The 22,153-nt window shown below is 63.7% G+C and carries 24 protein-coding genes; 8 read left to right on the top strand and 16 right to left on the bottom strand.

Going from position 1 to position 22,153, the window contains the following annotated elements:
• The coding region (locus FJ980_RS22245) for an HWE histidine kinase domain-containing protein (protein WP_140545908.1) at nucleotides 1–1,228 on the top strand (1,228 nt) is incomplete at its 5' end.
• Nucleotides 1,229–1,243: 15 nt separating this feature from the next.
• Here the strand turns inward: FJ980_RS22245 and FJ980_RS22240 are convergent.
• From FJ980_RS22240 to FJ980_RS22230, 3 genes are all read right to left on the bottom strand, one after another.
• Nucleotides 1,244–1,708: a phage holin family protein gene (locus tag FJ980_RS22240; protein ID WP_140545907.1), complete on the bottom strand. Its 465-nt coding sequence runs from the start codon at nucleotides 1,706–1,708 to the stop codon at nucleotides 1,244–1,246.
• A gap of 6 nt (nucleotides 1,709–1,714) precedes the next feature.
• Complete coding sequence (locus tag FJ980_RS22235) at nucleotides 1,715–2,041, bottom strand: DUF883 family protein (RefSeq protein ID WP_140545906.1); 327 nt, start codon at nucleotides 2,039–2,041, stop codon at nucleotides 1,715–1,717.
• Nucleotides 2,042–2,114: 73 nt separating this feature from the next.
• Nucleotides 2,115–2,867: a Crp/Fnr family transcriptional regulator gene (locus FJ980_RS22230; protein WP_095767381.1), complete on the bottom strand. Its 753-nt coding sequence runs from the start codon at nucleotides 2,865–2,867 to the stop codon at nucleotides 2,115–2,117.
• 151 nt (nucleotides 2,868–3,018) lie between these two features.
• Here FJ980_RS22230 and FJ980_RS22225 point away from each other — a divergent pair, with 151 nt between their 5' ends.
• Nucleotides 3,019–3,402 carry a response regulator gene (locus FJ980_RS22225; RefSeq protein WP_140545905.1) on the top strand — a complete coding sequence of 128 codons (384 nt, stop codon included), beginning with the start codon at nucleotides 3,019–3,021 and terminating at the stop codon, nucleotides 3,400–3,402.
• Nucleotides 3,403–3,557: 155 nt separating this feature from the next.
• Here FJ980_RS22225 and FJ980_RS22220 read toward each other — a convergent pair whose 3' ends face one another.
• Nucleotides 3,558–4,109, bottom strand: a complete 552-nt coding sequence (locus FJ980_RS22220; protein ID WP_040985057.1) for an RNA polymerase sigma factor — start codon at nucleotides 4,107–4,109, stop codon at nucleotides 3,558–3,560.
• 3 nt (nucleotides 4,110–4,112) lie between these two features.
• Nucleotides 4,113–4,316, bottom strand: a complete 204-nt coding sequence (locus tag FJ980_RS22215) for a NepR family anti-sigma factor (RefSeq protein ID WP_095767379.1) — start codon at nucleotides 4,314–4,316, stop codon at nucleotides 4,113–4,115.
• 218 nt (nucleotides 4,317–4,534) lie between these two features.
• Here FJ980_RS22215 and FJ980_RS22210 point away from each other — a divergent pair, with 218 nt between their 5' ends.
• The 5 genes from FJ980_RS22210 to FJ980_RS22195 all read left to right on the top strand — a co-directional run bounded on the left by FJ980_RS22210 (nucleotide 4,535) and on the right by FJ980_RS22195 (nucleotide 7,756).
• Nucleotides 4,535–5,329, top strand: a complete 795-nt coding sequence (locus FJ980_RS22210; protein WP_095767378.1) for a response regulator — start codon at nucleotides 4,535–4,537, stop codon at nucleotides 5,327–5,329.
• A gap of 168 nt (nucleotides 5,330–5,497) precedes the next feature.
• The gene (locus tag FJ980_RS22205) at nucleotides 5,498–5,662 is read left to right on the top strand and encodes a DUF1328 domain-containing protein (RefSeq protein WP_018429836.1); all 165 of its coding nucleotides are present in this window, start codon (nucleotides 5,498–5,500) and stop codon (nucleotides 5,660–5,662) included.
• A gap of 252 nt (nucleotides 5,663–5,914) precedes the next feature.
• Complete coding sequence (locus tag FJ980_RS22200; protein WP_246676508.1) at nucleotides 5,915–6,865, top strand: sensor histidine kinase; 951 nt, start codon at nucleotides 5,915–5,917, stop codon at nucleotides 6,863–6,865.
• Between the two features lie 218 nt (nucleotides 6,866–7,083).
• Nucleotides 7,084–7,254, top strand: a complete 171-nt coding sequence (locus FJ980_RS34765) for a hypothetical protein (RefSeq protein WP_181181287.1) — start codon at nucleotides 7,084–7,086, stop codon at nucleotides 7,252–7,254.
• A 256-nt stretch (nucleotides 7,255–7,510) separates the two neighbouring features.
• The gene (locus tag FJ980_RS22195; RefSeq protein ID WP_095767375.1) at nucleotides 7,511–7,756 is read left to right on the top strand and encodes a YMGG-like glycine zipper-containing protein; all 246 of its coding nucleotides are present in this window, start codon (nucleotides 7,511–7,513) and stop codon (nucleotides 7,754–7,756) included.
• Nucleotides 7,757–7,833: 77 nt separating this feature from the next.
• Here FJ980_RS22195 and FJ980_RS22190 read toward each other — a convergent pair whose 3' ends face one another.
• The 4 genes from FJ980_RS22190 to xylF form a co-directional block, all read right to left on the bottom strand.
• Entirely contained in the window at nucleotides 7,834–9,474 is a 1,641-nt protein-coding gene (locus FJ980_RS22190) for a CHASE domain-containing protein (protein WP_140545903.1), read from the bottom strand.
• Nucleotides 9,475–9,606: 132 nt separating this feature from the next.
• A complete protein-coding gene (locus FJ980_RS22185; protein ID WP_140545902.1) occupies nucleotides 9,607–10,407 on the bottom strand; it encodes an ATP-binding cassette domain-containing protein in 801 nt (266 codons plus the stop codon).
• A 27-nt stretch (nucleotides 10,408–10,434) separates the two neighbouring features.
• Nucleotides 10,435–11,787, bottom strand: coding sequence for a sugar ABC transporter permease (locus tag FJ980_RS22180; protein ID WP_140545901.1), 1,353 nt, complete (start codon nucleotides 11,785–11,787; stop codon nucleotides 10,435–10,437).
• A gap of 232 nt (nucleotides 11,788–12,019) precedes the next feature.
• Nucleotides 12,020–13,060, bottom strand: coding sequence for a D-xylose ABC transporter substrate-binding protein (gene xylF, locus FJ980_RS22175; RefSeq protein WP_140545900.1), 1,041 nt, complete (start codon nucleotides 13,058–13,060; stop codon nucleotides 12,020–12,022).
• A 268-nt stretch (nucleotides 13,061–13,328) separates the two neighbouring features.
• On the opposite strand from xylF, the gene FJ980_RS22170 reads away from it, so the two are divergent.
• Complete coding sequence (locus FJ980_RS22170; protein WP_140545899.1) at nucleotides 13,329–14,570, top strand: ROK family protein; 1,242 nt, start codon at nucleotides 13,329–13,331, stop codon at nucleotides 14,568–14,570.
• A gap of 323 nt (nucleotides 14,571–14,893) precedes the next feature.
• Here FJ980_RS22170 and phoB read toward each other — a convergent pair whose 3' ends face one another.
• The 7 genes from phoB to FJ980_RS22135 all read right to left on the bottom strand — a co-directional run.
• Nucleotides 14,894–15,583, bottom strand: a complete 690-nt coding sequence (gene phoB / locus FJ980_RS22165) for a phosphate regulon transcriptional regulator PhoB (RefSeq protein ID WP_010911896.1) — start codon at nucleotides 15,581–15,583, stop codon at nucleotides 14,894–14,896.
• 16 nt (nucleotides 15,584–15,599) lie between these two features.
• On the bottom strand, nucleotides 15,600–16,307 hold the full coding sequence (phoU, locus tag FJ980_RS22160; protein ID WP_140545898.1) for a phosphate signaling complex protein PhoU: 708 nt from the start codon (nucleotides 16,305–16,307) through the stop codon (nucleotides 15,600–15,602).
• Nucleotides 16,308–16,327: 20 nt separating this feature from the next.
• Nucleotides 16,328–17,131 (bottom strand): phosphate ABC transporter ATP-binding protein PstB, encoded by an 804-nt coding sequence (gene pstB, locus FJ980_RS22155; RefSeq protein ID WP_140545897.1) that lies wholly within the window; start codon nucleotides 17,129–17,131, stop codon nucleotides 16,328–16,330.
• Complete coding sequence (gene pstA / locus FJ980_RS22150; protein ID WP_140545896.1) at nucleotides 17,128–17,979, bottom strand: phosphate ABC transporter permease PstA; 852 nt, start codon at nucleotides 17,977–17,979, stop codon at nucleotides 17,128–17,130. Before pstA ends, pstB begins: the two co-directional genes overlap by 4 nt.
• 3 nt (nucleotides 17,980–17,982) lie before the next feature.
• Nucleotides 17,983–18,969 (bottom strand): phosphate ABC transporter permease subunit PstC, encoded by a 987-nt coding sequence (gene pstC / locus FJ980_RS22145; RefSeq protein WP_140545895.1) that lies wholly within the window; start codon nucleotides 18,967–18,969, stop codon nucleotides 17,983–17,985.
• 64 nt (nucleotides 18,970–19,033) lie between these two features.
• The gene (gene pstS, locus FJ980_RS22140; RefSeq protein WP_140545894.1) at nucleotides 19,034–20,092 is read right to left on the bottom strand and encodes a phosphate ABC transporter substrate-binding protein PstS; all 1,059 of its coding nucleotides are present in this window, start codon (nucleotides 20,090–20,092) and stop codon (nucleotides 19,034–19,036) included.
• Between the two features lie 491 nt (nucleotides 20,093–20,583).
• On the bottom strand, nucleotides 20,584–22,153 hold a 1,570-nt coding region (locus FJ980_RS22135; RefSeq protein WP_140545893.1), incomplete at its 5' end, for a response regulator.

Genomic DNA, 22,153 nt, shown 5'->3' with positions numbered 1-22,153 from the left:
CGACGCCACGCTCGATCCGCGTTTCGCCGACAATCCGCTGGTCACGGGCAAGCAGCACATCCGTTTTTTTGTCGGCGTGCCGATGGTGGTGGCCGGTGCCAGGATCGGGACGCTCTGCGTGCTCGATCGCCAGCCGAGACCGTTTCCGGCCGAGGACAAGCTGGCGAAGCTGAGGACGCTGGCCGACCTCGCGGCCAGCCTGTTCACGCTGAAGGACGCCACCCGCGACGGCGCCATCGCCAAGGCGGAACTGGCGCGCGAGGAAAAGCGCCGCGCCATCGCGCTCGACGCCGCCTCGCTGGCGAGCTGGGCGTGGGACATACGCACCGACATGATCGAATGCGACACACTTCTGGCCGAGCTTTTCAACCTGCCGCCTTCGAACCGGCTGAAGGCGCGCGACATCCTGCGCGCCATCGACCCGCGCGACGTCTATCAGACCGAGACACGTTTCCGCGACGCGCTGAGCGGCAGCGACGACTATTTTGGCGAGTACCGGGTCAAGGGGTCCCATCCACTCCGCTGGATCGCCACGCGCGGACGCGTGATCGAACGCGATGGCGAGGGCAAGCCGACGCTGATCTTCGGCGTCAACTACGACATAACCGAGCGCAAGCTCGGCGACGAGCGGCAGCGCCTCTTGCTGCGTGAGCTCAACCACCGCGTCAAGAACACATTGGCGACCGTGCAGGCGCTGGCGACGCAGACCGTCCGCCACGCTCGCCAGCCGAGTGCGTTCCTGGAGGCCTTCGGTGCCAGGCTGCAGGCGCTCGGCGCCGCCCATAGCCTGCTGTCCGACCGCGAATGGCGCGGCATTGGCATCGGCGAATTGGCACGCATCGAGGTCAGGCCTTTCGACACGGGCCGCCAGTCGCGTATCGCGATTTCGGGTCCCGAGCTTCTGCTCTCGCCCGATCAAGCGGTCGGGCTCGGCCTGATCCTGCATGAGCTCGCCAGCAACGCGCTGAAATACGGCTCGCTCTCCGCGTCGTCGGGAAAAGTCGATCTCGACTGGAAGACGCAAGGCCGCAAAGGCGCGCGCCGCCTGGTGCTGACCTGGCGCGAAAGCGGTGGGCCGCGCGTCGAGCCTCCGGATCGCCAAGGTTTTGGCTCGATCCTGATCCGCCGCAGCCTTGCCAAGGTCATCGACAGCGAGGTGACCCACGAATTTCGCCCGGACGGCGTCTTCGCCGAAATATCGATGCCGCTCGAATCGTCCTTGAAATGAGCGCTCCGGCACTGCTCAAGGCAAGTCTTCCGGGTCCGGCTTCGACGGCCCGGACTTGGTGTTCTCGCGATAGATAGCATACGCGACGACCGCCAGGGCAGGCGCGACAATGGCTCCAAGCCCGCCTTTGCTTTTGGCGAGGACCGGAAGCAAGGCAAGTGCGGCGGTAACGCCCGCCGCCGTCATATCGGCCTGGCGCCGCCGCGCGCGGCGCTTGCTGCGCATGCCGGCCATCAGCTTGTGAATGACGAGGATGAGCCCGGCAACCACCAGGAAGCCGATGCCGAAGCCGAGACTGGTCGCCATCGGCCCGTAGCGGACCGCCAGCCAGATGTAGGCGGCGCCGATGAGGAAGCCGACACCGCACAAGGCGAAAATGGCGGCAAGCCCGTAGAGGATTGCCGCGGTCCGCGCCCTATGCAACGCGGCCATCGCCTCGCCCGAGGCGAGGGCCGAGATCAGCGAGACAAGCGCCCCCATCTGCGGTTAGCGGCGGGAAAGCAGGGCGAACAGGTAACCGACGCCCGCCGCGATGGCCAGCGAGGTCACCGGCTTCTCGCGCACCTTGGCGATCAGCTGCGCTTCGATATCCTCGGCGCTTCCGCGCATGCTCTCGAACGCGGCTTCGCCCTGCGCGCGCAATTGCTCGACGCCGTCCGCGGCGGCGCGACGGGCCGCGCCATAGCCGTGTTGACCGGTCGTGGCGAGTTGCTCGGTGAGTCGCTGGATGTCCGCTTTCAGTTGCTCGATATCGGCCTCCAGATCGGCGGCGGTTGCTTCGTCTGTGGCGGATTTGCCTGCGGCGGTTGCCATTCTCTAACTCCTTGTGTTTGCGTTGGTTTCAACGCCCGTTCGGCGCCATGGTTCCGGTCGTCGCAAGCCAAACCTAGATCAGCGGCCTGCATTCCTCGCCTAGCCCCTCCCAGCGGGCAAGCTTCTTCAGCCCGTCATAGTCGATCACTTCGCAACCGCCGTCTCGCCACATGATGAGCTTGCGGTCCATCAGCTTGCGAATCGTCTTGTTGGTATGGACCAGCGAGAGGCCGAGCGTGTCGGCGATGTGCTGTTGCGTGATCGGGATCTGCACCGGTGTCTTGCCATTGAGCCCGGCGCCGCGAGCCCGGCGGGCGATGAAGGCGATAAGATAGGCGGCGCGTTCAAGCGCGGTGCGGCGGCCGATGCTGAGCAGGTTCTCATCCAGCATGCGCTCCTCGCGCGACGCGATCCAGGTGATGTCATAGGCAAGGCCGGGATGGTTGCGATAGAGTTCCTGCAGCTGATCGCGTTCGAAAACGCAAAGCAGCATCGGCGACAGGGCTTCGACGGAATGCTGCATTTCGCCCATCAGACTTCCCTGCAGGCCGATGAGGTCGCCAGGCATGGAAAAATTGAGGATCTGCCGGCGCCCGTCGGGCAAAAGCTTGTAGCGGAACGCCCAACCCGACAGCACCGTGTAAAGATGCGCGCTGTGGCTGCCTTCGACCAGCACGGTCGCACCTTTGTCGACAGCCAATTCGCCACGCTTGAAGGTGTCGATAAATGACAATTCCTGCTCGTCGAATTCGCGGAAGGCCGGCAGCGGCCGCAGCGGGCATTTTTCGCAAGGATATTGGCGAGTGGCAACCAAACGTGCGGACATTTCGACCCCTCTTCGAAATCCCTGCCCTAGGGGCGCAAGGAAACGTTTGAGGGGAGCAGCGGTTCCGCCGGGCGTCACGCCCATGTCTTTTTTAAATGACATCGTGACGGATTGCGCGCATGAGTGCGACTGCCAAGGAGACACCCCATAAGTGACAGCATTGCTTGACGGATTGCGCATTCTCGTCCTCGAAGACGAGTTCCTGATAGCGATGGATGTCGAGCAGCTTTGCCGTGACCACGGCGCCGCGGATGTGACGATCGCGCGAGAGATCGCCGACATCGACGGACGGGCGCTGCCCTCGAGCTTCGACGCGGCAGTTGTCGATCTGATGCTTGGCGGGGTGTCGACCCTGGATTTCGCCGCGCGGTTGCGCGCAGAGGGCGTGCCGTTCGTATTCGCCTCCGGCTATGCGGATTCGGACGAAGTCAAGAACTCGTTCCCCGACATTCGACTGGTGACCAAGCCTTACTCGGGCGACGATCTCGTCGAAGCCGTGGCGATCGCCTGCGGACGGGCCGCTCCGGCGGCCTGACGGTCGCCGCCGAGGCGATCTCAGGCCGCCTTGCGCGCTCACATCATGGTCGGTGCGAATCCGGGTTCCTCAAGGAAATGCCGGATACGTCAAGCGCGCCGAATGACGACGCCGAATAGCGCGAGCAGGAACTTGTCGCCTTCGCGTCCCGAAAGTTAAGCCGCGTTCGAACCTGTGACCTGCGCTGAGATCGCGTCGGGCCCGAACTCGTCCTCTCCGGAAATCTTGAGGATCTCCTGCAGCCTGGCGCGCGCCCGGCTGACGCGGCTTTTGATCGTGCCGACCGCGCAGCCGCAGATCTCGGCGGCTTCTTCATAGGAGAAGCCGGAGGCGCCGATCAGGATGATGGCTTCGCGCTGGTCCTCCGGCAGTTGCTCGAGCGCGCCGCGGAAATCCTTGAGATCGAGCTGGCCGTGCTGGGCCGGATGAACGGCAAGCCTGGCCGTCATGATGCCGTCGCTGTCCTGCACTTCGCGGCCGCGCTTGCGCATCTGCGAATAGAATTCGTTGCGCAGGATGGTGAACAGCCAGGCCTTCAAATTGGTGCCCGGCTGGAAGCTCTCATGCTTGTCCCATGCCTTGACCAGCGTTTCCTGGACGAGGTCGTCGGCCCGGTCGGCATTCTGTGTGAGCGACACGGCGAAAGCCCGCAGGCTCGGAATCGCGCCGAGCAGCTCGGTCTTGAAGCTCTGGGATACCGCCGCCATGCCTCAGTCCTTTTTCTGGGCAGGTTCGGTCTGTTCCAGCTGGCTGAGCAGCTGAGCGAAACGGTCCGGCACATGATCCGAGACCAGTTCGTCATAATACTGCTTGAGCTTGCGAGCGATTTCGGAGTTTGCACCAAGCGGATTGCCATCCCCGTTCCGATGCCGGCTTGCGGCATCAGCCATCTGTTTTTTTGACATTTCCTTCATAATAGCCCTAATTTCCAGCACCCGAGCCGCTCTTCGACTTCAAACCACAACGCAAGCGGAACCCTCGTCTGGTTGCCCATCCCTAGACGCGAAACGCTCGCCTGCTAATTTAGTTCCGCGGCCGGCGGAACTTTTTCCGAAAGCCGGCGTTTGATGCAGAGGGGCTTGCAACCAATGCGGCCTTGAACATGAAACGTCATCTGAGGGAGACGTCAATAATGAGTCTGTCCGCAACCATCGCTCCTCATCTCCCGTTCCTTCGCCGCTTCTCGCGCGCGGTGTCGGGATCGCAGGAGAGCGGTGACGCGCTGGTCGCCGCGATGCTGGAAGCCATTATCGCCGATACCAATATCTTCCCCGAAGCCTCGAGCGACCGTATTGCGCTGTATAAGGTTTTCGCCAGGCTGTTCACCTCCGTGGCCATCCGCGTGCCGCAGGAACAGGCGCAGACCGCCTGGGAGCAGCGGGCCGCGGCCAATCTGAATGCGATCGCGCCCCTGCCGAGGCAGGCTTTCCTTCTGGTTGCCGTCGAGGGCTTCAGCGAGGACGAGGCGGCGGAGATCCTCGACGTCGACGAGGATGAGTTCTCGGAGCTGCTTGCCCAGGCGAGCAACGAGATTTCCCGGCAAGTTGCGACCGACGTGCTGATCATCGAGGACGAGCCGCTGATCGCCATGGACATCGAGGAGATGGTCGAGAGCCTCGGCCACCGCGTCGTCGGCACGGCGCGCACGCATGCCGAGGCTGTGGCCTTGTTCGGCAGGACGCGGCCGAAAATGGTTCTGGCCGACATCCAGCTCGCCGATGGGAGCTCGGGCATCGAAGCCGTCAACGAGATTTTGTCCTCGACGCCTGTGCCGGTGATCTTCATCACCGCCTTCCCTGAACGCCTGCTGACCGGCGAACGGCCCGAGCCGGCCTTCCTGGTCACCAAGCCGTTCAATCCCGACATGGTCAAGGCTTTGATCAGCCAGGCCCTGTTCTTCGACCGTCAGGCCAAGGCCGCCGCCTGATCCCTCCGAAGCTCGACTTCGAACGTCATGCGGGGGCTTTGCGCCGTGCGTGACGCTTGGCTGTGTGCGGTCGGAAAAGCCCGCTCAAGGGGATCGTCTTTTTCAGCAAATGGTGGAACAAACGCCATCTGGCCACGTTCTTTTCCCGACATAAGAAGGAGACGCATCATGCTGTACTGGGCGCTCGTATTTCTCGTAGTTGCGATCATCGCCGGCGCGCTTGGGTTCGGCGGCATCGCCGGCACATCGGCAGGCATCGCGCAAATCCTGTTCTTCATCTTTCTCGCCTTCCTGGTGATTTCGCTCATTGCAGGCCTCTTCAGGAGAGCCTGACCGCAACACTGGAAGCCGCACCCCTCAAACGGTTTCCAGCCACCGCCGGACGGCGCCTCGAAAGAGCACCGTCCGGCGGACCGTTTTTGGAGGGCCCTGTGATTTCAGGGTGTCGACTCGTGCGGAACAAGTTGCGGATTGGGCCGTTCAAGGGCCGAGTGGGGATTTCCGATGCCTTCCCAAGGTCCCACGCAAGACAGGCTTGAAAAGCAAGACGGCGAAGTGATCGCGATGCATCCTTCGGAAAGCGGGATGCAGGTCGGGCGTGCCTTGCTTCATGCCCTGCACAATGCCGGGATTTCGGTTCTCTACCAGGATCGGCAGATGGAAACGGTCTGGGCGCGCAACATGAACGCGCCCTGGGCGTCCGATACAGCCGACGGCAAGGACCTGCTCTCGCCGGCGCAGGCCGAACGCATAAGGGCCGCCAAACTCAAGGTGATCGAATCCGGCAACCCGGACCAGCTCGAGCTCAGCATTCCGGGGCACCAGGGCGTACGCTGGTTCCAGCTTTGGATCGATGCAGACCGCGGGGAAGCCGGCGATGTCCTCGGCGTCGTCACGACGATGGTGGAGACGACGGAGCAGAAACGCCGCGAGCAGACCCTGAAGACATTGCTGCGCGAAGTCAGCCATCGATCGAAAAATCTCCTCGCCATCATCCAGAGCATCGCCACGCAGACCGGGCGCTACACGGAGACGCTCGGCGAGTTCCTGGCGCGGTTTCGCGGCCGGCTGCAATCGCTCGCGTCTTCGCAGGATCTCGTCACATCCTCCAACTGGCGAGGAGCCGCGCTGCACGAGCTCGTATCCGGCCAGGTCGGCCGCTACAGCAGCGATCTGGCTCAAAGCCTGCGGTTCGCGGGCGAAAATCCTTACCTCAACCCCAACGCCGCCCTGCATATCGGTCTCGCCATGCATGAGCTGGCCGTCAACTCCGTGAGCTATGGCGCACTGTCGCGGCCGGACGGCCATGTCGAGGTCCGCGCCAGGCTCGAGGCCGAAGACGGAACCTCGCCCAATCTCTTGCTGACCTGGACGGAGGCGGTCGGCGACGCCACCCGCAATGAGAAGCGTTTCGGCAGCGTGGCGCTGGAACGCGTCGTGCCGATGTCGCTGAATGGCTCCGCAACGCTGGAAATCGGCAGAGACCGGATGGAATACCGTCTCACCGTCCCGCACGGGAATTTCGAGACCGATTGAGAGCGCCGCCGATGGCGTAGGAGCATTCCAGGCAAAGTGCGCAACGGTCAGGCGGCTTCGCCGTAGCCTTCCGTCCGTATTGCGTAAAAACGGAGACGGGAGCGCTTTGCCGGCGGAGGCCCTTAACCGGCTGTTCACCATAAAGTCCGATCCTGTGCTCCCGGCTGACGATGCGCCGGAAACCCATCCGCGCCCCGGCGCGACCTGGGGAGACCGAAATGATGGTTGCCGACATGAACAGGCTGGAGCAGGCCGCCCGCGTCTCGATGAGCGGCTTCCAGGATGCCGAACTTCCGCCGTCGCCGCGGTCGTCGCATCTTTCGCTCCGCCTGGGCGCGATCGCGCTTCTGGCCGCCGTGGCCCTGACCGCGGCCTGGCAATTGTTCTGACCCCGCACGCGGCTTTGACCTCAGCCACTGCGGATCCCGCGCTGGACGACTGCGATCGGATCGTCTGGAACATGCGGCTCGACGGCACGCCGGTTGCATCGCTGGAGGTGCCCCGGCATGCTTGTCGTGTCGAACGGCGAGCGCCCCGAAAAGACTACGTTAGGCAACAGTGAAATCGGGCAGGCAAAGCACCTTTTTTCATGCTAAATGGTTGCTGGCACTGCCGAAAGTGAGGACAAAAGTGAGGAGCAATTCTATGCGGAAGATGATGATTGCCATGGTTGCCGTGGTCGCTGTCAGCGGCTGCACAACGACCGAGCAGGACGTCGTCGGCGGCGGCCTGATCGGCGCCGGCGTGGGCGGCTTGGTCGGCGGCAGCAAGGGTGCGCTGATCGGCGCGGCCGTCGGCGCCGGGTCGGGCCTTCTGGTTCGCAACCTGCGCAACGGCTATTGCCAGTATCGCGATCATCGCGGCCGGATCTACACGGCTCGCTGCAACTAGTTCAGCACGGGAAAGACCGGGGGCCGGCAGCCGGCCTCCGGTTTGTTTTGAATTCAAATTCAACTCGCTGATTTACCTTACGCGGCCAGCGGAATCCTGATCTCCACCTTCAATCCGTCGGCGTGGTAGTCGCGCTCGATCGTGCCGCGCAATTCGCGCGTGACGTTGAGATCTATCAACTTGGTGCCGAAGCCGGTCTTGACTGGCGCTTCCAGTTCCTTCTGACCCGCCTCGCGCCAGTTCAGAACCAGCGTCCGCTCGCGGCCGCGGCCCTCGACTCTCCAGTCGACCTTGAGAGCCCAATTTCCCTTGGCCGAATTGATCGAACTGCCGGCCTCGCCATATTTCAGCGCGTTGGTGGCAAGTTCGTGGAAGGTCAGCCCGAGCGCCTGCGTCGTCGTCTCGTCCAGCAGCACTTCCGGCCCTGACAACACGCCGTCGGGAAGGTCCTTGCCGAACACCTGCCCGAGCTCGATGCGCAGCAGGTCGCCGAGATCGGCTTTCTGCCAGCGCGAACGCGTCAGCATGTCCTGCGATGCGGCCATGGCCTGCAGGCGCGCCGAGAACGATGCCGAAAACTCCTTCACGTCGGTGGCTTGCGAGGCCGTCTGCCGCGCGATCGCCAGCACGCGGGTGATCGAATTCTTGATGCGGTGCTTCATCTCCTGCAGGATCAGATCCTTTTCCAGCAGGCTCTTTTCGGTCGCCTCGTGCAGCGCCGATTTCGCCTCATAGGTGCGCTCCTGGTAGCGCGCCACCAACGCGATGGCACCGGCAAGCAGCAGGCCGAACAGCCCGAGCATCACCGGAATGGCGCGTGAGGACGGCGGTTCGAAGGCGCTTGTCGGCCTGAACAGCAAAGTCCACGGTTGGCCCGCCACGACGATATCGCGGCGTGCCAGAAACCTCGCGCCGATGCGTTCCGCCGGAGGAGCTTCCGACCGGAACAGCAAATTGCCGGCCTCGGGCTTGCCGTCATAGACCTCGACATTGACCGGCAGCAACGGCGCGTGGCTGAGCGCCACCTGGAACAGCTCCTGCGCGCGGAACGCGGCGTAAAGAAAACCGGCCGTCGAGGAGCGGCTTGCATTGATGACGTCGGGCGCGGTTTCCACGTTCAGCCGCACGAAGACCAGGAACCCCAGAAAGGTCTGCTTCGCGCCCATGGCCTGGCCGAGTTGGATAAGGCCGCTGGCATGCTGCTGGTCATCGGCCATGGCTTTCTCGATCGCCGTCCGCCGTGCCGGCTCGCTGAACATATCGAAGCCGATGAACGACTGGTTGGACGTATCGAGCGGCTCGAAAAGCACGATCGGCGTTCGCCATTGCTGCGTCGTGGCGGGATAGATCGGATGCGCCGACCCATGATCGTGCAGGATGTCGCGTTCCACCGCCGCCTCGTCGCCGGTCTTGGCGAGCCTCAGGAAGCCGATGCCGCGCAGTCCGGCGAAATTGTCGTCGATGTCGAGCGCGCTGAAGAAGGCCTTGAATTCGCCGCGCGAGATGTCGCCGTTGCGGGCATCGAACAGCGCCTGCGTCGAACGCAGCAGCGACAGATGCAGGTCGACGCGGCTCTCGATGCGGTTGAGCGCGTCGTCGGCCGTGCCCTCGAACTTGATTCGCGCCGCTTCCTGCGTCGCGAAATAGGCGAACCCTGCCATGGTCAGGCTGATCAGCGCGACGGCGGCAAAGGCAACGATCGGAAAGAGCTTCTTCAAATCAAGGATGCGGCCCGTGGACGGTCGACGATCTTTATGGGCAAGTCTCGGCGCCAACACAATGGCGCGGTCAAACCATCACCGCGGCTGGTACATCACGCAGCCGTTAATTAGCCGGCTACCCGTTCGACTTCACGCCGCGATCTTCAGCGCCCCCGGGCCCGGAATGGCGCCTGGCGGGCATCTGCCGAGGATGATCATGCCGAGCACCTCGTCCTGGGTGACATCGGTCGTGCGCGCGGTGCCGACCACCTGGCCGTTCTTCATCACGCAGACCCGGTCGGCGAGCTCGAACACGTCGTGGATGTCGTGGCTGATCAGGAAGATGCCGATGCCGTCGGCCTTGAGCTGCTTGACCAGTTCGCCGACCTGCGCCGCCTCTTGTGGGCCGAGCGCCGCCGTCGGCTCGTCCATGATCAGGATACGGGCGTTGAACAGGATCGCGCGCGCGATCGCTACCGACTGCCGCTGTCCGCCCGACAGCTTGATCACCGGCTCCTTGAAGCGCTGGAAACGCGGATTGAGCCGACCCATCACCTTGCGCGCCTCGGCCTCCATGGCGACGTCATCGAGCGTGCCCCAACCCGTCATCAGCTCGCGGCCGAGGAAGAGATTGGCCGCGGCATCGACATTGTCGGCCAGCGCCAGCGTCTGGTAGATCGTCTCGACGCCGTATTTCTTGGCGTCGCGCGGATTGGAGATCGAAGCCTCCTCGCCATTGATGAATATCTGTCCGCTGTCACGCTTATAGGCCCCGGACAGGATCTTGATCAGCGTCGATTTGCCGGCGCCATTGTGACCGAGCAGCGCCATCACTTCGCCGGGGAAAAGATCGACGGATGCGTCGTCGACGGCGCGGATGCCGCCGAAGGCGATCGAGACGTTGCGCATGTCGACCAGCGGAACGCCGGCGGGAGCGGTCTTGTCAGCCATGATCCCTTTCCTCTCTGTAATCCTTGCTCAGACGCGCTTGCGATAGAGGGTGTCGAGCCACACCGCGACGACCAGCACGGCGCCCACGACGATGCTCTGCAGCGGCGAATCGACGCCGAGCAGCACCATGCCGGATTGCAGCGACTGCATCAGCAAAGCGCCCAGCATGGCGCCGAGCACGGTTCCGGAACCGCCTGCGAGCGACGTGCCGCCGATGACCGCCGCGGCAATGACCAGCAGCTCATCCAGCGTCCCCAGCGCGTTTGTCGAGGAGTTCTGCCTGGCCGACGAGATCGCCGCCGCGATCGTCGCCAGCACGCCCATGATCATGAACACCTTCATGGTGATCCAGCGCGTGTTGATGCCGGCAAGATTGGCGGCTTCCGGATTGCCGCCGATGGCAAAGACATAGCGGCCGAAACGCGTGCGCTTGGTGACGAAGGTCATGATCAGGCCGACGGCGACCGCCATCAGCACCGGAATGGCGATGCCATGCGCGATGAACAGACCGCCTTCGGGCACGGTGATGTTGTTGGCGGCGGCGTAGCGGTTCACGATGCCGACCGGCCACGGATAGGAGTTGGCGAGCCACACCGCGCCCAGGATGACCGCGCAGGTGACCGTGGCAAGCAACGTCTCGGCCCAGACCGGACGCAGCGGGAAGCGGAAGCGCTTGCGCTGCACGCGACCGTTGAAATGCATGAAGATGACCGCCAGGCAGGCGACGATGCCGACGGCCCAGCTCCATTTGGCGCCGATCGAGCCCGCCGGGCCGCCGCCCATCAACTGGAACGTGGCGTCGAGCGGCGCAACGGTCTGGCCGCTGGTGACCCACCAGGCAGCGCCCCGCCATACCAGCAATCCGCCCAGCGTGACGATGAAGGCCGGCACTTCAAGATAAGCGATGACGAAGCCCTGGAAGGCGCCGATGATGAGGCCGAGCGCCAGGCCGATCAGCAACGCCAGAACCCAGATCCAGGGATTTCCCAGTTCAAGCCCGACGAAGCGAACCAGGAAATGCGCCTGGGCAAAGCCCATGACCATGCCGATCAGCCCTTCGGCCGACCCGACCGACAGGTCGATGTTGCGCATGACGATGACCAGCACCATGCCGGAGGCCATGATCGCCACGGCCGAAGACTGAACCGACAGGTTCCAGAGATTGCGCGGCGTCAGGAACGTGCGGCTGTCGAAGTCGAGCGGGTTGACGCCAAGGCGCAGGCTGGAAATCACATGCAGCCCGATCCAGATCAGGAGCAGCGCGCCGATCATGCCCAGCATGCGGGTGTCGAGCTCGGTCGCCTTCAGGAACCGGGCCACAGTGCCGAGTTCCGACGCGCGCGCGGTGTCCGCCGGTTGGGTAGACGTCGTGTCGGTCATGATTTCCTCCCGCCAGCTTGCCGTCTGGTGCGGATGCCGGAACTCAGCCTAGAAGCTACCCGCCCGAGGCAGAACGGCAAAATCTTTTGAGAAAACGCCGCGGCTTTAAAGCAATCCCAGGAAAAGTGCGTAGCGGTTTTCCGTCCGGGATTGCGGCAACAAAAACCAGGAGCGGTTCATTGAACCGCTCCTGGCCGCGGCGCAGGTATTTTTGATCGAAGGTCGGCAAGGCTCAGTTGCAGACCTTCACGCTGCCGGCAGGCACGCCCGCGCAGACTTCGTCCTTCTTGATCCAACCGGCATCGATGACGACGTTGAGATTGTCCTTGGTGATCGCGATCGGCGTCAGGAACAGCGACTTGACGGTGTTGCCGCCGGGCGTCGTGAAGTCCTTGGCGCCGGCGATGTCGCCCATCTTCTTGCCGTCGGCGAGCTGCGAGGCGATCTCGGCGGCGTTCTTGCCGAGCTCGCGCGCGTCTTTCCACACCGACACGGTCTGCGTGCCGAGCGCGATGCGGTTGAGCGCCGCGTGGTCGCCGTCCTGGCCCGAGACCGGCACGGTGCCGGCCAGGCCCTGCGCCGTCAGCGCCGCGACGACGCCGCCGGCGGTGCCGTCATTGGCAGCCACGACCGCGTCGACCTTGTTGTCGTTGGCGGTCAGGAACTGCTCCATGTTCTTCTGCGCGTTGGCCGGCAGCCAGCCGTCCGTATAGGCCTCGCCGACATTCTTGATCTTGCCGCTGTCGATGGCGTCCTTCAGGACTTCCATGGAGCCCGCGAACAGGAAGTCGGCGTTCGGATCAGAGCCCGAGCCCTTGATGAAGACATAGTTGCCTTCCGGCTTGGCCTTGAACACCTCGCGGGCCTGCATGCGCCCGACTTCCTTGTTGTCGAAGGTCAGGTAGAACACGTCCTTGTTCTCTATCAGGCGGTCGTAGCCGACGACCGGGATTCCTTCATCGAGCGCCTTCTGCACCGCCGGGCCGATTGCCGAGGCATCCTGCGCCAGGATGATCAGCGCATTGGCGCCCTGCGAGATCAGGCTTTCGACGTCGGTCAGCTGCTTGCCCGGATTGGATTGCGCGTCGGCCGAAATATACTTGTCGCCGGCGGCCTCGATGGCGGCCTTCATCGCTGCTTCGTCGGTCTTCCAGCGCTCTTCCTGGAAATTCGACCATGACACGCCGATCACCTTGTCCTTCGCCTCGGCCACGGACGCCAGCGTCAGCGACATGGCAACGCCCGCCAGAATGGCGGCTGCAAATTTCTTCATGATATCCTCCCTGCGCCCGTGCGGCGCGACCCAAACTGGCCCGAAGGCCGGCACAGAGGCTTTTTTTCGAGCCTCAAAAAAATAGTGGTCCAGCATAACGACGCTGTCAACCGAGATTCTGATGGGTTTTGATGGGCTCAGGCATTTTTTTCGGCATCCGCAATAAATAATGACATAACCCCTGGCTTCTGCCACAATCCCTAGCGTGTCAGCGACAGGCCATGGCATTATCACAAGGCCGCGATGACCGGGGAGGACGTGCGAAACGATGTCGGTCGGAATCCGCCACGACGATTTGCGCCGGCGCAATCGCGCCATGGTGATTTCGGCGGTACGCCGCGCCGGTCAGCCATCACGGACCGAAATTGCCGCCACCACCGGGCTCAGCCACTCGACCATTTCGGCGATCTCCGCCGACCTGATCCAGGAGGGCATTCTCACCGAAAGCAAGGCCAGCGAGCCGACGGCGTTGAAACGCGGCCGGCCGCAGATCGGCCTGGCGCTGAACCCTGAAGCCGCCGCGGTGCTGACCGTGGTGTTGTCGCTGAACTTCCTGTCGGTCGCCGTGATCGATTATGCCGGTCAGGTTGTTGCCGAGGAGCAGCAGCGCCTGGACACGCTTGTCATGCCCCGCGACGAGCTGATCGGCGAATGCGTGGCGATCGTGCGGCGCCGGCTGCAGGATCCTGACCTCGACATTGGCAGCGTCGCCCGCATCGCCATGGGCATTCAGGGCATCACCGATTCTAATGCACGCGCCATGCTCTGGTCGCCGATAACGCCGCTGACAGACATTCCTTTCGCCGACATCCTCGAGAAGGAGTTCGGCATCTCCGCCACCATGGAGAATGACTGCAACATGATGGCGGTGGCGCTGCAATGGCGCGATCCGGAGCGCTATCGCGACGACTTCATCGCCATCCTGTTGTCGCACGGCATCGGCATGGGTCTCGTGCTCAAGGGTGCGCTATTCACCGGCACGCATTCCTCCGGCGGCGAGTTCGGCCACATGATCCACCGCCCGGGCGGGGCGCTTTGCCGCTGCGGCCGCCGCGGCTGCGTCGAGGCCTATGCCGGCAACTATGCGATCTGGCGCAGCGCCATGAAAATGAGCGAGGACGCCGAGCCGGTCGACGTCGGCGACGCCGACATGCGGGCCCTTGCCGCGAAGGCGCGCGAGAGGGACGGCCCCGAACGGGAGGCTTATCGCCGGGCCGGTGAAGCACTTGGTTTCGGTCTCGGCAGCCTGTTCGCCCTCATCGATCCGGCGCCCGTCGCCATGGTCGGCGTCAGCGCGGCCGCCTTCGACCTGATCGAGTCGGCGCTAAGGGAGGCGATCGCCCAGACGGCCGGCGGCCAGCACTCCGAATCGATCTCCTTCGACACCGAGCCGAACGAGTTGCCGCTGATCCGCGAAGGCTGCGCCATGCGCGCGCTGACCTTCGTCGACCAGGAGATTTTCGCGCCGGGAGGCCAGGCAAGAGCGGGGACGGGGAAGAACGTGGCATAGGCAGCCTTGAAGTGGTTCCAAAGACAGCAACAGACGCTTGAAATTTAGCGCAGCCCCCCGCGAGCTGTCATTCTAGGGCGGAGCAGGAGCGAAGCTCCGTCGCGGAGACCCTGGAATCCATGCCGTTACCTCACGCGTCGAGCGCAGCGGTGCAAAATTCTGGACTGCCGCGGCGCGTCGACGTCACGGAATGGATCCTCGGGTCTGCGCTGCGTCGCTTCGCTCCTTGCTCCGCCCGTGGATGACGAGGCACAAGCGTCTCGGCCACTCACCAGCGTGGATGCTGGAAGTGCATGGCCCGTCAGGACTGCGGCGCCCTGGGCCTAATCTTCCCTGATCGCGTAGCCCGCGCCGCGGATGGTGCGGATGACATCCGGCATGCGGCCGTTGTTGACGGCCTTGCGCAGCCGGCCGACATGGACGTCGACGGTGCGTTCGTCGATATAGATCGTCTCGCCCCAGACATTGTCGAGCAGCTGGCTGCGCGAGAACACGCGGCCGGGGTGGCGCATCATGAATTCGAGCAGGCGGAACTCGGTCGGGCCGAGCCTGATCTCGCTCTTCTTGCGGTAGACGCGGTGCGATTCGCGGTCGAGCACGATGTCGCCGACCTTGAGCACGCTGGACAGCACCTCAGGCTTGGCGCGGCGCAGCAGCGCCTTGACGCGCGCCATGAACTCCGGCGTCGAGAACGGCTTGACCAGATAGTCGTCGGCGCCGGTCGAGAGGCCGCGCACACGATCGCTTTCTTCGCCCCGCGCGGTCAGCATGATGATCGGCAGCCGCTCGGTCTCGGGTCGCATCCTGAGGCGCCGGCAGAGCTCGATGCCGGAAACCGCGGGCACCATCCAGTCGAGCACGAGCAGGTCGGGGACGTTTTCCTGAAGGCGGATTTCGGCCTCGTCGCCGCGGGTCACCACTTCGACCTGGTAACCCTCGGATTCGAGATTGTAGCGGAGCAGCACCCCAAGCGGCTCCTCGTCCTCCACCACCATGATGCGTGGCGCGATCATTGGCAGGTACCCTTCGTCAGGCCGCCGGCGCCGACATTGTCGTCTCGTCCTGCTTCGGACGATTCGCGGGCAATTGCGTGCCGGTCAGCACATAATAGGCGTTCTCGGCGATGTTGGTCACATGGTCGCCGATGCGCTCGAGATTCTTGGCGCAGAACAGAAGATGCGTGCAGGCGGTGATGTTGCGCGGGTCTTCCATCATGTAGGTCAGGAGCTCGCGGAAGACGGATGTGTATTTGACGTCGATGCGCTCGTCGTCGTTGCGAAGCTTGGCCAGCGCCGTGGCGTCGCCCACCGTATATTCCTGGATCACGGCCTGGACCTGGATCAGTACCAGCTGCGCCATGGAATCGATCGAATGCGTGAGATCGCGCGGCGCGGCGCTGACGCCGACCGAACCGACGCGCTTGGCGATGTTCTTGGCGAGATCGCCGATGCGTTCGAGGTCGCCCGCCATGCGGATCGAGCCGACCACGTTGCGCAGGTCGTCGGCCATCGGCTGGCGCTTGGCGATCAGCGTGATGGCGCGGTCGTCGAGCTCGCGCTGGCGCGCGTCCATGATGGCATCGTCGGAAACGACGCGCTGCGCCATGGCATTGTCGGTCTCGAGCAGGGCTCTGGTCGAAGCGCCGACCATCGAGCTGGCGAGATCGCCCATGTCGTTTATGAGCCGGCTGATCTGTCTCAGATCCTCGTCGAAGGAAGCGACGGTATGTTCGGCCATGATGATGTCCTCGTATGAGCTCAGCCGAAGCGGCCGGTGATGTAGTCCTGCGTGCGCTTTTCGCGGGGCGAGGTGAAGATCTTCTCGGTCCGGTCGAACTCCACCAGCTCGCCCAGATACATGAACGCCGTCTGCCGCGACACGCGCGCCGCCTGCTGCATGTTGTGGGTGACGATGACGATCGTGTAGTCGGCCTGCAGCTCGTCGATCAATTCCTCGATCTTGGCGGTCGACAGCGGATCGAGCGCCGAGGCCGGCTCGTCGAGCAGGATGACCTCCGGCTTCACCGCCACGGTACGGGCGATGCACAGGCGCTGCTGCTGGCCGCCCGAGAGGCTGAGGCCGCTGGCGTTGAGCTTGTCCTTGACCTCGTTCCAGAGCGCGGCGCGCTTCAGCGCCTGCTCGACGCGGCCGTCCATCTCGGCCTTGCTGATCTTCTCATAGAGCCTGACGCCGAAAGCGATGTTCTCGTAGATCGACATCGGGAACGGCGTCGGCTTCTGGAACACCATGCCGATCTTGGTCCTGAGCAGGTTGAGGTCCTGCGAGCGGTCGAGGATGTTCTTGCCGTCGAGCAGCACCTGGCCCTCGGCGCTCTGCTTCGGATAGAGCTCGTAGATGCGGTTGAGCACGCGCAGCAGCGTCGACTTCCCGCAGCCCGACGGGCCGATGAAGGCGGTCACGCTGCGCTCGGGCAGGGACAGGTTAATGTCCTTCAGCGCCTTCGACTGGCCATAGTAGAAATTGAGGTTCTTGACCTCGATCTTGGCCTTCTCGACGGTCGTGTCGGCTGCGTTCAGGTCGGTGGACAACATCGGTTTCATCTGTCCTCTCTGCGTCCGGTTAGGCTGCGGGCGATGATGCTCAGCCCGAGAACCGTCAGGGTGATTATGAGTGCGCCCGTCCAGGCCAGTTGCTGCCATTCCTCGTAGGGGCTGAGAGCGAACTGGAAGATGGTTACCGGCAGGCTGGCCATCGGCGCATTGAGATTGCTCGACCAGAACTGGTTGTTGAGCGCGGTGAAGAGAAGCGGCGCCGTCTCGCCGGAGATGCGGGCGATCGCCAAAAGGATGCCGGTGACGATGCCGGAGAGCGCCGCGCGATAGGCAACCGAGCGGATCACCACCCAGCGCGGCGCGCCGATGGCGGTGCCTGCTTCGCGCAGCGCGTTGGGCACGAGGTTCAGCATGTCCTCGGTGGTGCGCACCACGACGGGGATCACCAGGATCGACAGCGCGACCGCGCCGGCGATCGCCGAGAAGTGCCCCATCGGCCGCACCATCAGCTCGTAGACGAACAGGCCGATAATGATCGACGGCGCCGACAAGAGGATGTCGTTGATGAAGCGCACCACCGTCGTGAGCTTCGAGAAGCGCCCGTATTCGGCCATGTAGGTGCCGGCCAGCACGCCGATCGGCGTGCCGACGAAGATACCGATGATCGTCATGACGATGCTGCCGTAGATGGCGTTGAGCAGGCCGCCGGCATCGCCGGGCGGCGGCGTCATTTCCGTAAACACGGAGAGCGACACCCCGGAAAGTCCCTTGTAGAGCAGGGCACCGAGGATCAGCGCCAGCCAGGCCAGCCCGATGCCCGCCGCGACGACGCACAGCGTCATCATCACGCCATTCTTGCGCTTGCGGCTTTGGTGAAGCGATTGGGCAGTCGACATCGGTCAGGCTCCCGTGCGGCTATCGATGCGCAAGAGCATGTAGCGTGCGAGCGCGAGGATGATGAAGGTGATGATGAACAGGATCAGGCCGAGCGATACCAGCGAGGATGTATAGAGGTTGCCGTCGGCTTCGGTGAATTCGTTGGCGATGGTCGCCGAGATCGTCGTGCCCGGCGCAAACAGCGAGGCGCTGATGCGGTGCGCGTTGCCGATGACGAAGGTGACGGCCATCGTCTCGCCGAGCGCGCGGCCGAGGCCGAGCATGACACCGCCCATGATGCCGACGCGGGTGTAGGGGATGGTCACGCGCCGGGTCACTTCCCAGGTCGTGCAGCCGATACCGTAGGCCGATTCCTTCAGCACCGCCGGCACCGTGTCGAACACGTCCTTGGTGATCGAGGTGATGAAGGGCAGCACCATGATGGCGAGGATCAGCGACGAGGTCAGCAGGCCGATGCCGTAGGGCGGACCGGCAAACAGGCTGGAGAGCCCCGGTATGCCGTGGAAAATACCGATGATGAAGGGCTGCACAGTCGTCTGCAGGAACGGCGCGAAGACGAACAGGCCCCAGATGCCGTAAATGATCGAGGGAATGCCGGCGAGCAGTTCGACCGCGATGCCGATCGGACGCCTGAGCGGGCGCGGGCAGAGCTCGGTCAGGAAGACGGCGATGCCGATGCCGATCGGCACGGCGATGAGAATGGCGATGGCCGAGGTGACGATGGTGCCGTAGATGGGCGCGAGCGCGCCGAAATTCTCGGTGACCGGATTCCAGGATTCGGTGGTCAGGAAGGAGAAGCCGAACTTCGACAGCGCCTCCCACGATCCCGCGACCAGCGATATCGCGACCCCGCCGAGCAGAACGAGCACGAGCATGGCGGAAAGGCGCGTCGCCGTCCGGAAGACCATGTCGGTGACGGCGAAGCGGCGCACTGTCGCTTCTCTTGTCCGCATGGCGGACGATGTCGCGGCTTCGGAAACGGCTGTCATTTAGCCCCTCGCATTTCGAAAGAGACAGGAGGGCGCTAGAGGCGCCCTCCTCATTCAGCGGGAATTACATGCCGGAGTAGACCGGCTTGCCGTCCTTGTCGACGATGTCCTTGCCCCACATTTCCTCGACGCTCTTCACGACCTTGTCGGGCATCGGAACGTAGTCAAGCTCAGCAGCCATCTTGTCGCCCTTGGCATAGGACCAGGCGAAGAACTTGAGCGCTTCAGCCGTGGCTGCCGCATCATCGGGCTTCTGGTAGACGAGGATCCAGGTGGCGGAAGTCATCGGCCAGGATTCGGCTCCCGCCTGGTTGGCCAGGATGACGCCGTAGCCCGGCTGCGAGCTCCAGTCGGCATTGGCGGCGGCGGCCGAGAACGCCTTCGCGGTCGGCTCGACCTTCTTGCCGTCCTTGTTCACCATGTCGGTATAGGTGAGCTTGTTCTGCTTGGCATAGGCATATTCGACATAGCCGATCGCGCCGCCGGTTTGCGAGACGTTATTGGCGACGCCTTCATTGCCCTTGGCGCCAATGCCCACCGGCCATTCGAGCGCGGTGTTGACGCCGACCTTCGACTTCCAGTCGGCGCTGACGTCGGCCAGGTAGTAGCTGAAGTTGAAGGTGGTGCCCGAGCCGTCCGAACGGTGGACGACGGCGATCGCCTGGTCGGGCAGCTTGATCTTGGGGTTGAGCTTCTTGATTGCCGCGTCGTTCCAGTTGGTGATCTTGCCGGCGAAGATGTCGGCGAGCGTCGGGCCGTCGAGCACCAGCTCGCCTGGCTTGACGCCTTCGAGGTTGACGACCGGCACGATGCCGCCCATGACCATCGGGAACTGCGCGAGCCCGGTGGAGGTGAGATCCTCGCCCTTCAGCGGCGCGTCGGAAGCGCCGAAGGTCACGGTCTTGGCCTTGATCTGCTTGATGCCGCCGCCGGAGCCGATCGACTGGTAGTTGAGACCGATGCCGGTCTCCTTCTTGTAGGCGTCGGCCCACTTCGCATAGATCGGATAGGGGAAGGTGGCGCCAGCGCCGGAAATGTCGGCTGCCATCGCGGCGGCCATGCTAAGGGTTGATGCCGCAGCCATTGCAATTGCAACGGCCGCCGAGCGGATGAAATGTCTCATGTGGCCTGCTCCTGTTCGGAAGATGGTCTTTCGGCACCCGTGTATCGGCGCCCGGTCAGCGCAATAGCCCTCGATTATTACAGTCGCATGACAGTTTCGTGTCAGCCCGGTAACGCCTGAAGGGGGATGCACGGAAGGGTCCGCTCCAGCCTCGAAGGGCCGGCCGGAGTTTGCCGCGGAAATCAGCAACTTGTCTGACTTTTGAAACAAAATTTATCCCGGCGGCCGGATGACGGCCGCCGGGAAATAAAAGCCGGACGAGAGTGCGTTGCCTGTAAGCCAGAGCGGATCATGGCCTGGCCATCGCCGAAAACAGGGTCCGTTGGGGTAGAGTCGACGCTGTTTCTTGTTGGCGGTCGCTGCTCCCGCCCGTAACCGAAGAGCGGAATCAATGTCGCAATTGTCCGAGCTTGGCGCTTGCTTTGGTATGGTGCGATCGCACCATACGCATGCGTCAGCCTCTTGCCGCCGTTCTGCTCGCCAAACTCGTTTTAACCGGCGTTGCGCCGGGTCTCGACGTCCGAACCCAGCCAGCGCTCGAGCTTTTCGAGCAGCGCCCGCGGACTGATCGGTTTCGGCAGGTAATCGTCCATACCGGCTTCCAGGCAGCGTTCGCGGTCGCCCTTCAGGGCATGCGCGGTGACGCCGACGATCGGCACATGTGTGCCCATGTCCTGCTCGAGCCGGCGGATCGCGCCCGTCGCCTCCAGCCCGTTCATTTCTGGCATCGATACATCCATCAGGATCATGCGCGGATTGAGCCTGCCGAAGGCGTCGAGCGCCTTGCGGCCGTTGCCGACGATCTCGAAGCGGTAGCCGGTCTCGCCAAGGATCTGGGTGAACACCATCTGGTTCACCTCATTGTCCTCGGCGACGAGGATGTCGAGCTCGCGCTCGGCATCGGCGGGGCGCGGACGCGCCCGCGCCGGCGGCGGTTGCAGCATGGCGCGCTCCGATGCCGCCGTCTGCGCCGGAGCGGCTTGCGGAGGGCTGCCGTTGCCAATGGCGGGTTGTGCCGCCGCGCTGCTGTGGCGGTGGCGCTGGATGGTCGAGACCAGCGTTTCCAGGAGAATGGAGGAGCGCGCCGGCTTGATCAGCTGCGCATCGATGCCGAGGTCGCGATAGGCCGTGCCGGCAAGCGACTGGTCGACCGAGGTCAGCATGATGATGGGCGTATGCGCCAGGCCCGCCGTATTGCGCACGATGCGCGCCATCTCGGCGCCGGTCATGCCCGGCATCTGGTAGTCAAGCACGACGCAGTCGACCGGCACGCCGTAGGCGGCGGCGGCAATCAGCACCTTCAACCCTTCGGCGCCGCTTTCGGCCGCGCAGGAATCGAACGTCCACGACGCCATCTGCTCGCTGAGGATCGAGCGATTGACGGCATTGTCATCGACGATGAGCACGCGCGCGCCGGTGACGTCGACCGGCATGATGCGCTGACCGCCCTGCTCGGCCTTGGGCAGCATGATCGTGAACCAGAAGGTCGAACCCTTGCCTTCGGCGCTGTCGACACCGATCTCGCCGGCCATCATCTCGACCAGCCGCGAGGTGATGGCAAGGCCAAGCCCGGTGCCCTCATGCCGCCTGGTCGAGGAGGTGTCGACCTGGCTGAATTTTTCGAAAACCTGCTTCAGCTTGTCTTCCGGAATGCCGATGCCGGTATCGGTCACGGAAATGGTAAGCCTCGTTCCCGCAGGAACCCGCTCACCCGTCACGTCGACCAGGACATGACCCTTGTCGGTGAATTTCACCGCGTTGCCGAGCAGGTTGGTGACGATCTGCCTGACGCGGCCGACATCGCCGACGAACTGGCCGTCGAGACCCGGCTGGATGCGAACGATGAGCTCGAGGTCCTTCTCCTTGGCGCGCGTCGACACCAGCGTCGCCACATCCTCGATCGCCTCGGCCAGATTGAAGGGTGCAGGGTCGAGCACCAGCTGGCCGGCATCGATCTTCGAGAAGTCGAGGATGTCGTTGATGATGGTGAGCAGCGCATTGCCGGATTTGACGATGATATCGGTGAACGTCTTCTGCTTCGGATCGAGGTCCGACTTTGCC

This window comes from Mesorhizobium sp. B1-1-5, from assembly GCF_006443065.1.
In the GTDB taxonomy this organism is placed as follows: domain Bacteria; phylum Pseudomonadota; class Alphaproteobacteria; order Rhizobiales; family Rhizobiaceae; genus Mesorhizobium.
The sequence above is the reverse complement of the archived record's forward strand: the minus strand, read 5'-3'. Positions and strand labels throughout refer to the sequence as shown.